11 protein-coding genes are annotated in these 14,311 nt (G+C 52.1%); 4 read left to right on the top strand and 7 right to left on the bottom strand.

All coding sequences use genetic code 11. The annotated features are described in order from the left end of the window. Positions 1–26 precede the first annotated feature (26 nt). Entirely contained in the window at positions 27–1,394 is a 1,368-nt protein-coding gene (locus HV350_RS05060; RefSeq protein WP_016154248.1) for an L-serine ammonia-lyase, read from the top strand. A 137-nt stretch (positions 1,395–1,531) separates the two neighbouring features. Beyond that, the gene (xni, locus tag HV350_RS05055; protein WP_016154249.1) at positions 1,532–2,287 is read left to right on the top strand and encodes a flap endonuclease Xni; all 756 of its coding nucleotides are present in this window, start codon (positions 1,532–1,534) and stop codon (positions 2,285–2,287) included. Positions 2,288–2,378: 91 nt separating this feature from the next. Here xni and fucO read toward each other — a convergent pair whose 3' ends face one another. The 7 genes from fucO to HV350_RS05020 all read right to left on the bottom strand — a co-directional run bounded on the left by fucO (position 2,379) and on the right by HV350_RS05020 (position 10,553). Beyond that, positions 2,379–3,527: a lactaldehyde reductase gene (gene fucO / locus HV350_RS05050; RefSeq protein WP_181630632.1), complete on the bottom strand. Its 1,149-nt coding sequence runs from the start codon at positions 3,525–3,527 to the stop codon at positions 2,379–2,381. A 27-nt stretch (positions 3,528–3,554) separates the two neighbouring features. After that, positions 3,555–4,202 carry an L-fuculose-phosphate aldolase gene (gene fucA, locus HV350_RS05045; protein WP_181629926.1) on the bottom strand — a complete coding sequence of 216 codons (648 nt, stop codon included), beginning with the start codon at positions 4,200–4,202 and terminating at the stop codon, positions 3,555–3,557. Between the two features lie 141 nt (positions 4,203–4,343). After that, entirely contained in the window at positions 4,344–5,342 is a 999-nt protein-coding gene (locus tag HV350_RS05040; protein ID WP_016154251.1) for a LacI family DNA-binding transcriptional regulator, read from the bottom strand. 66 nt (positions 5,343–5,408) lie between these two features. Next, positions 5,409–6,989, bottom strand: a complete 1,581-nt coding sequence (locus HV350_RS05035; protein WP_181629924.1) for an FGGY-family carbohydrate kinase — start codon at positions 6,987–6,989, stop codon at positions 5,409–5,411. A gap of 53 nt (positions 6,990–7,042) precedes the next feature. Then, a complete protein-coding gene (locus HV350_RS05030; protein WP_155574336.1) occupies positions 7,043–7,993 on the bottom strand; it encodes an ABC transporter substrate-binding protein in 951 nt (316 codons plus the stop codon). Positions 7,994–8,066: 73 nt separating this feature from the next. Next, positions 8,067–9,050, bottom strand: coding sequence for an ABC transporter permease (locus tag HV350_RS05025; RefSeq protein WP_003034055.1), 984 nt, complete (start codon positions 9,048–9,050; stop codon positions 8,067–8,069). A 3-nt stretch (positions 9,051–9,053) separates the two neighbouring features. Beyond that, complete coding sequence (locus HV350_RS05020) at positions 9,054–10,553, bottom strand: sugar ABC transporter ATP-binding protein (protein WP_046276142.1); 1,500 nt, start codon at positions 10,551–10,553, stop codon at positions 9,054–9,056. Between the two features lie 463 nt (positions 10,554–11,016). Here HV350_RS05020 and fucI point away from each other — a divergent pair, with 463 nt between their 5' ends. Both fucI and fucK read left to right on the top strand, forming a co-directional pair. Further along, on the top strand, positions 11,017–12,792 hold the full coding sequence (gene fucI, locus HV350_RS05015; RefSeq protein ID WP_075847504.1) for an L-fucose isomerase: 1,776 nt from the start codon (positions 11,017–11,019) through the stop codon (positions 12,790–12,792). Between the two features lie 99 nt (positions 12,793–12,891). Next, positions 12,892–14,310, top strand: a complete 1,419-nt coding sequence (gene fucK / locus HV350_RS05010) for an L-fuculokinase (RefSeq protein ID WP_181629923.1) — start codon at positions 12,892–12,894, stop codon at positions 14,308–14,310. Position 14,311 lies beyond the last annotated feature (1 nt).

The raw sequence follows: 14,311 nt of genomic DNA, 5'->3' as shown, positions 1-14,311 counted from the left end.
GCACCTCGATACACAATGGACGCCTCATGATTAGCGTATTCGATATTTTCAAAATCGGCATTGGCCCTTCCAGCTCCCACACTGTTGGCCCGATGAAAGCAGGCAAACAATTCACGGATGACCTGATTGCACGCGGAATTCTCACTGACGTAACCCGCGTAGTGGTTGATGTCTATGGCTCTTTGTCTCTGACGGGGAAAGGTCACCATACCGACATCGCGATTATTATGGGCCTGGCGGGTAATCTGCCGGATACCGTAGACATTGATGCCATCCCGGCCTTTATCCAGGATGTGAATACTCATGGACGTTTGCTGCTGGCGGACGGTCAACATGAGGTCGAGTTCCCGGTCGACAAGTGCATGAATTTCCATGCGGACAATCTGTCCCTGCACGAAAACGGGATGCGTATTACCGCACTGGCGGGCGAAAAAGCCATTTACAGCCAGACTTACTATTCCATTGGCGGTGGGTTCATCGTTGATGAAGAACATTTTGGTTTACCGAACAACTCTCCGGTAAACGTGCCGTATCCGTATAAATCTGCGGCTGATTTGCAACGTCATTGCCAGGAAACCGGCCTGTCACTTTCCGGTCTGATGATGCAAAACGAACTGGCGCTGCACAGCAAAGAAGAGCTGGAACAACACTTCGCCAACGTCTGGGACGTCATGCGCAGCGGGATTGAGCGCGGCATCACCACCGAAGGTGTATTGCCGGGCAAACTGCGCGTTCCACGTCGCGCGGCGGCGCTGCGTCGTATGCTGGTCAGCAGCGACAAAACCACCACTGATCCGATGGCGGTTGTTGACTGGATCAACATGTTCGCGCTGGCCGTGAACGAAGAAAACGCTGCCGGTGGACGCGTGGTTACGGCGCCAACTAATGGCGCATGCGGGATTGTTCCTGCCGTGCTGGCGTACTACGACAAGTTTATCCGCGAAGTGAATGCTAACTCGCTGGCACGCTACATGCTGGTCGCGAGCGCCATTGGTTCACTGTACAAGATGAACGCCTCTATCTCTGGCGCCGAAGTGGGCTGTCAGGGTGAAGTCGGCGTTGCCTGCTCCATGGCTGCGGCCGGTCTGGCTGAACTGCTGGGCGGTAGCCCAATGCAGGTGTGCATCGCGGCGGAAATCGGTATGGAACATAACCTGGGTCTGACCTGCGATCCGGTTGCCGGCCAGGTGCAGGTACCGTGCATTGAGCGTAACGCTATTGCTTCGGTTAAAGCAGTGAACGCCGCACGTATGGCGCTGCGCCGTACCAGCGAACCGCGCGTGTGCCTTGATAAAGTCATCGAGACCATGTACGAAACCGGTAAAGACATGAACGCCAAATACCGTGAAACATCCCGCGGCGGTCTGGCGATGAAGATTGTCACCTGCGATTAAGTCCCACCACGTTTCAGGATCTGTAGGCCGGATGAGGCGCTCGCCGCCATCCGGCCTACAGATAACGCTATTTCGCAACACTCGCCTCCCCTCGCCGTGAATGTTACCCTACAAACTTATTTGTTAGGGAGAACACCGTGGCCGTCCACCTGCTCATTGTCGATGCACTGAACCTTATCCGCCGCATTCACGCCGTACAGGGCTCACCCTGCGTAGAGACGTGCCAGCACGCGCTCGATCAGTTGATTGTGCACAGTCAGCCTACGCACGCCGTGGCGGTATTCGATGATGAAGCGCGCAACAGCGGCTGGCGTCACCAACGGTTGCCTGACTACAAAGCCGGTCGCCCACCGATGCCTGATGAATTGCACCAGGAAATGCCCGCCTTACGCGCCGCTTTTGAACAGCGCGGCGTCTGCTGTTGGGTCTCCAGCGGGAATGAAGCCGATGATTTAGCCGCAACCCTGGCGGTTAAAGTGAGCCAGGCGGGACATCAGGCTACCATCGTCTCAACCGATAAAGGCTATTGTCAGTTGCTCTCCCCGACGCTGCGTATTCGTGACTACTTCCAGAAGCGCTGGCTGGATGCACCGTTTATTGAGAAAGAGTTTGGCGTGCTGCCGCAGCAGTTGCCTGATTACTGGGGACTGGCCGGGATCAGCAGCTCGAAAGTACCGGGGGTTGCAGGTATTGGTCCCAAAAGCGCCACGCAGCTGCTCGTACAGTTTCAACATCTGGAAGGCATTTACGCGCATCTTGATGAAGTACCGGACAAGTGGCGCAAGAAACTAGAGATGCACCAGGAGATGGCGTTTCTGTGTCGCGATATCGCACGGCTGCAAACGGACTTACATATCGACGGAAACCTGCAGCAATTACGGTTGGTGCGATAGGTCTGTTGCCGAATGGCGCTGTGCTTATCTGGCCTACACGTCGAACACCCCGGTAGGCCGGATAAGGCTTTCACGCCGTCACGCTGAAAAATTACCAGGCGGTGTGGTACAGCTCAACGATATCCCCAAGATTCGCTTCACGGGGATTTCCCCCGGTACAAACATCGTCAAATGCCGCCTGCGCCAGCGCAGGAATATCCTCTTTGCGTACGCCAACATCGCGTAAATGCAGCGGGATCCCTACATCGCGGTTAAGGGCGAAGACGGCATCTACTGCCGCTTTACGTGCCTCAGCCAGCGTCAGTCCTTCAACCTTAACCCCCATCACCCGGGCGATATCGCGGAATTTTTCCCCGGTGAATTCGGCGTTATAGCGCATCACGTGCGGCAGCAAAATGGCATTTGCTACGCCGTGCGGCGTGTTATAAAACGCGCCTAACGGGTGTGCCATTCCATGCACTAATCCCAGACCAACGTTGGAAAAACCCATCCCGGCCACGTACTGGCCCAGCGCCATCGCTTCCCCGGCCTGGGTATCGCCCGCAACGGAACCACGTAATGCCCCGGCTATCATTTCAATGGCTTTAATGTGCAGCGCATCGGTAAGCGCCCACGCCGCCCGCGTGATGTACCCCTCAATAGCATGGGTCAGGGCATCCACTCCGGTGGCGGCTTTTAGCGCCGCTGGCATGCCGTCCATCATGTCAGCATCGATGAACGCTACCTGTGGGATGTCATGGGGGTCGACACAAACAAACTTACGCCGATTTTCTTCGTCAGTGATTACGTAGTTAATGGTCACTTCCGCTGCCGTTCCCGCGGTGGTTGGGATAGCCATAACCGGCACGCTCGGGCTGTGCGTTGGCGATACCCCTTCAAGGCTGCGTACATCCGCAAACTCAGGGTTATTATTGATAATGCCAATCGCTTTACAGGTATCCTGAGGGGAGCCTCCGCCGATGGCGATCAGATAGTCTGCGCCGCTTTGCTGAAAGACACCCAATCCTTCCTGCACCACCGCAATGGTTGGGTTAGGAATAACGCCTGAATAGATTTCCCATGCCAGACCTGCAGCATCCATTCGGGAAGTCACCTTATCGACAACGCCGCACTGCACCAGATTTTTATCAGTCACAATCAACGCTTTGCGATAACCACGACGGATGACTTCATCGGTTAATGCACCAACAGCTCCCCGGCCAAACCATGCCGTTTCGTTCAGAATCATTCTGTTCGCCATCATATTTCTCCTTTTCGCTATGCGAAATTACTCTTCAATGCGTAATCCGTAAGATTTGAATTTCTCCAGCACAATGGCGATCTCCTCGTCATCCAGCACCGGCACCGGGTCAACAATCGCCACCGTTCTCAGATAAAGGCGGGCCAGAACTTCCACTTCATGCGCCAACCACAGTGCTTTTTCCAAATTCGCTTCACAAGCAATCAACCCATGGTGCTGTAAAAGCGTTGCCTTACGGTTTTTCAGGGCGACGCTCACATGCTCTGACAGCTCTCGTGTACCAAACGTCGCATAAGGCGCACACGGAATAGAGTTCCCCCCTGCCGCCGCAATCATGTAGTGAATTGCCGGGATAGGGCGATTAAGAATAGAAACGGCCGTGCAATGTACGGCATGGTTATGGACAACCGCATTGGCATCCGGACGCGTCTGATATGCCGCCAGGTGAAAACGCCATTCACTGGAGGGTAATTGTCCTTTATCATATTTCCCGTCGTTATCTACATACACGATCATATTTTCAGTAAGTCTTTCGTAAGGAATACCGCTGGGCGTGATCAGCATCCCATTTTCATAACGCGCACTCACATTTCCCGCCGTCCCCTGATTCAATCCAAGGCTGGTCATTTCAAGGCAGGTTTCAATGATTTCTCGCGACAAACGCATTCTTTCCATAATGATTCTCCGGGTACAGTTTCCCCTCGTCTTTATTGCGAAAAATGCAGCCGCAGAGTAAGACGGGTCAGGTTTCAGATACAGGCAGCCACTGAACGTATATATTCAGGTTCAGTAGGCCGATTTATTTATAGCGGCGTATTAAGGTTGTCTTACGCGCTTAATAAGTTTCATCTCAACTTTTACAGTTTCTTTAATTGGCTGGTCATCAATAGCACTCATCATCATATCGAACGCTTTTTCCGCCCAAACATTTTCATCCTGCTGCATTGACCAGACATTATTGGCGAGGAATCCCAGCATTGGGTGTTCATCGAATGTCCCAATGTTAATTTCAGGTGGAATTGTGCCAAAACGATTACGAATAGCATTAATGGCCCCCTCCAGTACGGGTAATGATGAGGCGATAAATGCCTGTGGACAGCCCTGTTCGCCGATCAACTCATCCATCAGTCGATAACCCCCCTCGGGCGTGTTGTCCGGCCCTTCGCGCACCCAATCGCTATGCAAAATACCATTATTGTTCAATGCATTAAGATAACCTTGCAAACGGTCGCCGATGCTGGGTAATCCGGTATCTCCCACCAAAAACCAGATCGGCGACTTTCCAGCGTCAAACAAACTTTGCGTCAATTTTTCGCCGCCCAAAATGTTATGGCTTTCTACCAGAGCGTTATCGGTATACTTAAAATCACGGTCAAGTAACACCATCGGTTTTCTGACCTGACGTAAATGGTGCTGCTGATTCTCTAATGTTGAGGGAACAATAAAAAGGCCATCGACATTGCGAGCTATTAACGCTTTGGTCAGTTTATTTTCGTAATCAACATCGTCATAGGTACAGCTAATCGTTAGCTGATAACCGGAACGACGACAGCGTTGCTCAAGTTTTTCTGCGAGTGTGGCAAAAAACACGTTGGAAATATTGGGCACAATCAATCCCAACGTATCCGTTTTATTCAATTTCAGGCTGCGTGCTGAATGGTTAATGACGTAACCATAGCGCTCGACATATTCATTAATACGCGTTTGGGTTTTGACACTGATTCGATATTGCTCTGCTTTCCCGTTCAGCACCAGTCGTACGGTCGTAACCGATAAATTCAGATCGCTGGCTATCTGTTCTACTGTTTTAGCCATTTATATGCCCCAGTTCACATCCAAAAACGTCAATCTACAATCATAAAAGTATTTTAAACTTTTGTCTTACTGCATAAGTTGGTTAATCGCCTGCTGCTGATCCCACATCATCAGATAAGCCTGATATTTGCGGTCATAGAAGTTCCGCCGTGCCGGGTTAGCCTTAATCACCTCGCCTGATCGAACCATCGCCTGGCATGCAGATGGAATATTTTCCCACGCGCCGCAGGCAACCGCGCCGGTGATGGCCGCACCTAACGTCACTGCATCCTCTTCCTGCATCAGATGAATATCGCATCCGGTGGCATCGGCATATTCTCGCAACCACAGTGGGTTATGCGTTGCGCCGCCGCACAGCGTCAGTCGGGAAATGGTGTGACCGTTTTCGCGCATCACTTCCATAATATGCCGCGTACCGCAGGCGATCGCCTGTAATGTCGCCAGGTACAGACGAGCAACCTGCATATCGCCTCGCTCAAGAGTCAAACCGCAAACACCCCCCCGGGCATCGGGTCGCGCGCGCGGTGAACGATTGCCGTGATGATCGGCCAACACATGCAAATAACGACCAGGCTCTGACTCCTGCGCCTCAAGTTCGGCAACCCATTCATTAACTAAAACGATGGGATGGCAACCCCGCGCCTCAGCCTTGTGAAATAGCGCCGCGCTGGCTCCTGACTCCTGAAGCGTCCAGTCGACTAACGCCCCAGCGGCACTTTGCCCCCCTTCTGTCAGCCAGTAGCCTGGAAGCATGGCTGACCAGTACGGCCCCCATACACCAGGTGTATGAATTTCCTGCTCGCTGCACAGCATATGGCAATTTGACGTTCCGCTGATCAACGCCAACGTCCCCTCAGGCTCAACACCGGCAAGCGCTACTCCGCCCGCATGGGCATCAATCATTCCGCTGGCGACGACCACTGCAGTCGTCAGCCCCAGCGCCTGGGCCGCATCGGCGCTAAGCGTTCCAACGGCAGCGCCTGGCGGCAGGATCCGCGACGGGATTTTGCCCAACAAATCCGTTAACTCAACAGCGTCAAGCAGGGAGTGGCTAAAGCGTTGTTCATGTGCCAGATAGTTCCATTTACAGGTCAGCGTGCACAGACCAGCAACATCACAGGCGGTAGCTTTAGAGACCAGAAAGTCCGCCAGATCGTAGAAGCGATACGCACTCTGCCAGGTGGCTGGAAAATGGTTTTTCAACCACAGTACTTTAGGAAGCTCCATTTCGACGCTGACTTCACCGCCAACGTAGCGCAGAGCCGGATCCTGCGTGGCGTTTATACGTTGCGTCTCCTGCGCCGCACGATGATCCATCCACATGATGATGTTATGGTCTGATGGTTCGCCTGGTGAAACTGCCAGGCCCCGCCCCTGCTCATCCAGTGCCACCAATGAACAGGTGGCATCAAATCCCAATGCGCGAATCTCCTCAATGCGAACCCCGGATGACGACACCGCCTCCTTCACTGCATGGCAAACCTGCTGCCAGATTTCTGCAGATGACTGCTCAACCCGCTCAGGACCGGGTCGAAACTGCGAGATGGCATATGTCGCAAAAGCCAGCCGTTTTCCACTGGCATCAAAGACACCAGCCCTGACGCTGGCGGAACCGACATCCACACCGAGGAAATATCCACTGCCCATAGTAACTCCCTGACGCTGGCGAATGATGGGGCGAACACATCGCCCCAACGGTGTTATTTTTTACCGAATGGGTGTAACAGCTTGTCAATTTCCGGGGTGTCAATGTTCTTCGCATTAACGAATTTAACCGGAATATCAATTTCTTTCGGTACAGACTGACCCGATACCGCTGCATTTAGTGTCTTGATACCCTGGTAGCCAATCTGATAAGCGTCCTGCACGACAAAGCCCTGAATGACCCCAGACTTCAGGAAAGCAATGATTGCCTCGGTGCTATCAAAACCAATCACTTTCACTTTACCTTTCAGGTTTTGACTATCAATGGCGTTTGCTACGCCCAGCGTTGAGCCTTCATTGGTGCCATAAATCCCTGCGATATCAGGGTTGGCCTGGATCATATCGATGGTTTTATCCATCGCTTTTTGCGGGTCGCCATCGCTGTACTGGACCGGTAGCACCTGGATTTCCGGGTATTTCTCCTTCATGCGGGCAATAAACCCTTCCGAACGCTCAATCGCTGAGGAGGTCCCCGCTACGTGCGCAATAATGCCCACTTTACCTTTGCTGCCCACTTCCGTTGCCAGTGCATCCGCCGCTTCAGCACCGGCTTTACGGTTATTCGTGGCGACAAAGCTCACTGGGATATCGGAATTCACGCCGGAGTCAAACGTCACAACTTTAATGCCGCGTGAATTTGCGGTCTCAACTAATGGCGCCAGCGCATTGGCATCTAACGCTGCCAGCAATAGCCCATTGGGTTTTTGCGCCATCGCGTTTTCAACTAGCTGAATCTGCTCGGCAATCTGAGTTTCATCCGCCGGGCCGACATAGCTGGTTTTATCACCCGACTCTTTTGCTGCCGCTTCCGTCCCCATTTTTACGGTTTGCCAGAATTCATGCTGGAAACCTTTACTGACCACCGGAAGGTTCATATCTTTAGCCAATACGCTGGATGTCATACAGGCCAGCAGGGATAACGCATAGACAAAATTCCTGGTTCTCATTGTTTTACTCCGTTCTGAGTGAGTCACCCTAAACGTCAGGGTTATGATGCCCCGTGACTTCCGGGAGCGTAAATCAACGAATTTTTTTGCGTAATGTATCGAGATAAACCGCAGCAATGACCACCACGCCCATGGCCACCATTTGCCAGAACTGGGAAACCCCCATCAGGTTCAGACCGTTTTTCAACACGCTCATAATGAATGCGCCGATGATAGTCCCGCCGATGGTGCCAATTCCCCCCATCAGGCTCGTACCGCCAATAACAACCGCCGCGATGGCTTCCAGTTCATAACCCACACCAACCGTTGGCTGACCAGAGTTCAGACGTGAGGCCAGAATAACGCCGGCGATCCCGGTCAGCAGACCACAAAAGGCGTAGACGAAAATTTTGACGCGTTGAACTTTAATACCGGAAAGATGTGCGGCCACCTCATTGCTACCCACAGCGTAAACATAGCGACCAATCACCGTTTTCTTCAGGATGTAGGCGGCGATTAGCGCCACCACCACCAGGTAAAAAACGGGATAAGGCAACACATCGAACAAACGTCCCTGGGCCAGCATTTTGAAGGTGGGGTAATCAGCGAAATAAATCGCACGACCATCTGTCATCACCATATTGATGCCTCTGACGGACATCATCAGGCCCAGCGTGGCGATAAAAGGTGGGATAGTCATTTTGGTGACCAGCAGACCATTGATATAGCCGCATAATCCACCGGCCAGCACCCCGGCCAGAATACATACGGGCAGAGGCAATCCCAGCGTGGCGCTGATGCCTACCGCAACACCCGAAAAGGCCACCACCGAGCCAAGAGAAAGGTCGATTCCTGACGTGATAATGACGAAGGTAACGCCAATCGCCATAATGCCAATCACTGAAGTTTGCAGAGCGATTGTCATGATGTTTTCAGTGTTAAAGAAAAATGGCGAACCAAAGCTAAAAAATATTACTAAAATAATCAGACTCAAAAGCGGCGCAAGGCGCATTAAAAGTTCTTTGTTAATTTTTATTTTCTTATTATTGCTGTCTGAAGAGGTTACAGAGATAGTCATAAATTAGTCCTCTAACGTCGCATATTGCATGATTTTTTCTTGTGTGGCGTCATCAGAAGCTAACTCCCCGGTAATACGTCCATTACGCATCACTAAAATGCGATCGCACATACCCAGCACTTCCGGTAATTCAGAGGAGATCATGATAATTGACTTCCCTTTTGCCACCAGTCGATTCATTAATTCATAAATCTCAAGTTTGGCACCCACATCAATACCGCGAGTGGGTTCATCAAAGATGAGAATATCGGTGTCTTTACACACCCATCTGGCAATAATAATTTTCTGCTGATTACCACCACTTAAATTCAGAGCAGCCTGTTCTAAATGTGGTGTTTTAATGCGTAGGGCTTTCACCTGTTCTTCGCTGGTTTTCTGACAACGTTTGCTGTCCACGTTGCCATAACGATCGGAATACTCAGGATAATTGCCCAACATAATATTGCGCTCAACGGACAGTCCTAATGCCAGCCCCTCTTTTTTCCTGTCCTCGGTTAAATAGCTGATACCCTGTTTGATAGCATCAGGAATATCTTTAATTACCGTCACGTTACCGTTCAGCTTGAGGGTTCCGCCATCAATGGGATCCGCACCAAAAATTGCCCGCGCCAGCTCAGTACGTCCTGCCCCCATCAGACCGGCGAAGCCCAAAATTTCGCCCTGATACAGAGTGAAATCAATATTGTTCAATACGCCATTGCGCGTCAGACCGCTTACTTCCAACACCGGTTTGCGTTGAGCCAAAGGTTCGCGGCGAGGATAGATATTGCCAAGATCGCGCCCAACCATCATGGCAATCAGATCGCTAATTTTAACCGCATCATAATCCACAGTGGCAATAAACTGACCATCCCGCATCACCGTCGCGCGATCGGCGATCAGCGCCAGTTCCTCTAACCTGTGCGAAATATAAACAATGCCCGTTCCCTGTTCTTTCAGCAAACGAGTTACCTGAAATAAGCTGTCAATTTCCGTTTCAGTCAGTGCTGCCGTCGGTTCATCCATAATAAGAATCTTGGCATTCACCGATATCGCTTTAGCAATCTCAACCATTTGTTGTTGCGCGACGGTCAGATCGGCCACCAGCGTTTCTGGAGAGATATTCAGGTTTAATTTTTGCAAAATATCGATAGCTGCCTGTCGCTGTTGTTTTTCATCCAGACGCCAGCGATTATTTTTGCAAAACTCCCTGCCAATAAATATATTTTCTTCCACCGTGAGTTCAGGGAAAAGGTTAAACTCCTGGTGAATGATGGTGATACCTGCGCTTTGTGCACTCAACGGGTTCGCAAAAGTAACAGGTTGGCCCTCAAAAATAATATCCCCTTCATCAGGCTGATAAACACCGGATAAAATCTTCATCAACGTAGACTTTCCTGCGCCATTCTCACCCAGCAGCGCATGAACCTCTCCTTTGCGTAAAGCAAAATCCACATTACTCAACGCTAATACGCCGGGAAAACGTTTCGTAATATGACTCATCTGTAAAAATGTTTCAGACATTGCTGCTTTCCTCAATATACAGAAACTGCAATCAGTGAATCAGGCGCAAAACGTTGCCAGGAAGCCATCGTCACCGTTAATGCGAATACTACCTATAAGTTCATATGCGTTTTATCAATTATGCTAACTCGAGTTAGCGAAGTGCCTTTTAAAGCTATTTTAGCTACTCAAAATAGCCAAATCATTTGGTTTAAAACTGTGACGCTGAACAGACAATTTATTACAACATATTAATTTAAAAAGGATTTATTGAAAATACCCGTCCAGGTTTATTTGACGCAGATCGAATTTTAACCACTTCTCGTGAAGCCTCTCACAGTTCCACAACAAAAAAGTTGTGCAAAAAACTCTCTAATACCTAAGCTAACTCGAGTTAGCAAAAATGGGTTATTCAGCCAACTGCGACAGTGGTGTTCAACATCCGCTTTTGCAGCACGGCATAAAGTGAGATGAGGAACCTCGAATGAACAAAAATAGCTTACCGAAAATTGGAATTCGTCCGGTGATTGATGGGCGCCGTATGGGTGTTCGTGAATCGCTCGAAGAGCAAACCATGAATATGGCTAAAGCCACTGCTGCGCTGATCACAGAGAAACTTCGTCACGCCAGTGGCGCACAAATTGAATGTGTGATTGCCGACACTTGCATTGCCGGGATGGCTGAATCTGCCGCCTGTGAAGAAAAATTCAGCAGCCTGAACGTAGGCGTGACAATTACTGTTACCCCATGCTGGTGCTACGGTAGCGAAACCATCGACATGGATCCGATGCGCCCGAAAGCTATCTGGGGCTTTAACGGAACAGAACGTCCCGGCGCAGTTTATCTGGCCGCAGCATTGGCTGCGCATAATCAAAAAGGACTTCCCGCCTTCTCTATTTACGGCCATGACGTACAGGATGCCGGCGATACCACGATCCCTGCCGATGTTGAAGAAAAATTGCTGCGCTTTGCCCGCGCGGGCCTGGCGGTTGCCAGTATGAAAGGCAAAAGCTACCTGTCCGTAGGCGGCGTTTCAATGGGCATTGCCGGCTCGATTGTCGATCATAACTTCTTTGAATCCTGGCTGGGAATGAAGGTTCAACCCGTTGATATGACCGAACTGCGTCGTCGCATCGACCAAAAAATCTATGACGAAGCTGAGCTGGAAATGGCGCTGGCGTGGGCGGATAAAAACTTCCGCTACGGTGAAGATCAGAACGCACAGCAATATAAGCGTAACGCAGAGCAGAGCCGTGCGGTGCTGAAAGAGAGCCTGCTGATGGCCATGTGCATTCGCGACATGATGCAGGGTAACCAAAAACTGGCAGACAAAGGTCGGGTTGAAGAGTCGCTGGGGTACAACGCGATTGCCGCAGGCTTCCAGGGCCAGCGTCACTGGACCGATCAATACCCGAATGGCGATACCGCCGAAGCACTGCTCAACAGCTCCTTTGACTGGAACGGCATTCGCGAACCGTTCGTTGTCGCCACCGAAAACGACAGCCTGAACGGCGTGGCGATGCTGTTTGGTCATCAACTCACCGGCACAGCGCAGGTCTTTGCCGATGTGCGCACCTACTGGTCGCCAGAGGCGGTTGAACGCGTCACAGGTAAACCGCTAACCGGCCTTGCTGAGCACGGTATTATTCACCTGATTAACTCCGGCTCGGCAGCGCTGGATGGCTCCTGCAAACAGCGCGACGGCGAAGGGAAACCGACCATGAAGCCGCACTGGGAAATCTCACAGAAAGAGGCGGATGATTGCCTGGCGGCTACCGAATGGTGTCCGGCTATTCACGAATACTTCCGCGGCGGCGGCTATTCTTCTCGCTTCCTGACCGAGGGCGGCGTGCCGTTCACCATGACCCGCATCAACATCATTAAAGGCCTGGGCCCGGTGCTGCAAATCGCGGAAGGCTGGAGCGTGGAATTGCCGAAAGAGATGCACGACCAGCTTGATGCGCGCACCAACTCCACCTGGCCAACCACCTGGTTCGCTCCGCGCTTAACCGGTAAAGGCCCGTTCAGCGATGTCTATTCCGTCATGGCTAACTGGGGCGCAAACCACGGCGTACTGACGATTGGTCACGTGGGCGCGGACTTTATTACGCTCGCCGCCATGCTGCGTATCCCGGTTTGTATGCACAACGTGGAAGACGAAAAAATTTACCGCCCTTCAGCCTGGGCAGCCCATGGTATGGATATGGAAGGCCAGGATTATCGCGCCTGCCAGAACTACGGCCCGCTGTATAAGCGTTAATGCGACTCTGGCCCGGTGGCGCAAGCTTACCGGGCCTGCGCAGTGAATTTTGTAGGCCGGGTAAGCGCTGCGCCATCCGGCTACGTTTGGGGAGCGAATATGAAACAAGACGTTATCCTGGTTCTCGACTGTGGCGCGACCAACGTGCGGGCTATCGCCGTTGACCGACAGGGAAAGATTGTCGCCCGCGCAGCAACCCCGAACGCCAGTGACATCGCAACAGAAAACAGTACCTGGCATCAATGGTCGCTGGAGGCCATTCTGCAACGCTTCGCCGACTGCTGTCAGCGCCTCTGCACGCAACTGGCCGCCTGCCATGTCCGCGGGATCGCCGTCACCACTTTTGGCGTAGACGGCGCGCTGGTTGATAAGAACGGCAAGCAGCTGTATCCGGTGATTAGCTGGAAATGCCCACGCACCGCAGCGGTGATGGAGAATATTCACCGCTACATATCACCGCAGCAATTGCAGGAAATTTCCGGCGTCGGCGCATTTAGCTTCAACACGCTGTATAAACTGGTGTGGCTGAAAGAAAACCATCCGCAATTTCTGGAGCAGGCGCACGCCTGGTTGTTTATCTCGTCGCTTATCAACCACCGTTTAACCGGCGAGTTCACTACAGATATCACCATGGCGGGCACCAGCCAGCTGCTGGACATCCGGCAGCGCAATTTTAGTCATGACATTTTGCAAGCTACGGGCATACCGCGCCGTCTGTTCCCGCGCCTGGTTGAAGCAGGCGAACAGATTGGGGCTTTGCAACCAGAGGCTGCCAGCCTGCTCGGGCTTACGGCGGGAATTCCGGTCATCTCTGCCGGACACGACACGCAGTTTGCGCTATTTGGCGCAGGAGCCCAGCCAGATGAACCGGTGCTCTCTTCCGGCACATGGGAAATTCTGATGGTGCGCAGTGCGCAGGTGGATACCTCCCAGCTCAGCCAATATGCGGGTTCCACTTGTGAGCTGGATAGCCAGGCTGGACTGAATAACCCCGGCATGCAGTGGCTGGCTTCCGGTGTACTTGAGTGGGTGCGTAAGCTGTTGTGGACTGCCGACACCCCCTGGCAGACGTTGATTGACGAAGCCAGGGTCATCCCGGCAGGCGCCGAAGGCGTGAAGATGCACTGCGACCTGCTGGCCTGTCAGAATGCGGGCTGGCAAGGGGTTACGCTCAATACCACCCGTGGGCACTTTTATCGCGCCGCGCTGGAAGGACTGACAGAACAGCTGCAGCGAAACCTCCATACGCTGGAAAAAATCGGTCATTTCCAGGCCACAGAACTGCTATTGGTTGGTGGGGGAAGCCGCAACGCGTTGTGGAATCAGATCAAAGCGAATGTTCTCGGGATACCTGTCAAAGTGCTGGATGACGCCGAAACCACCGTGGCAGGTGCCGCAATGTTTGCGTGGTCGGGCATTGGGGAATTTGCCTCACCGGAACAGGCACGCGGGCAGGTACGCTACCAGTACCGTTACTTCTATCCGCAAACCGAATCCGAACTAACAGGAGTTGAGTAAC

The organism is Citrobacter sp. RHBSTW-01013 (genome assembly GCF_013781985.1).
GTDB lineage: Bacteria > Pseudomonadota > Gammaproteobacteria > Enterobacterales > Enterobacteriaceae > Citrobacter > Citrobacter braakii.
The sequence above is the reverse complement of the archived record's forward strand: the minus strand, read 5'-3'. Positions and strand labels throughout refer to the sequence as shown.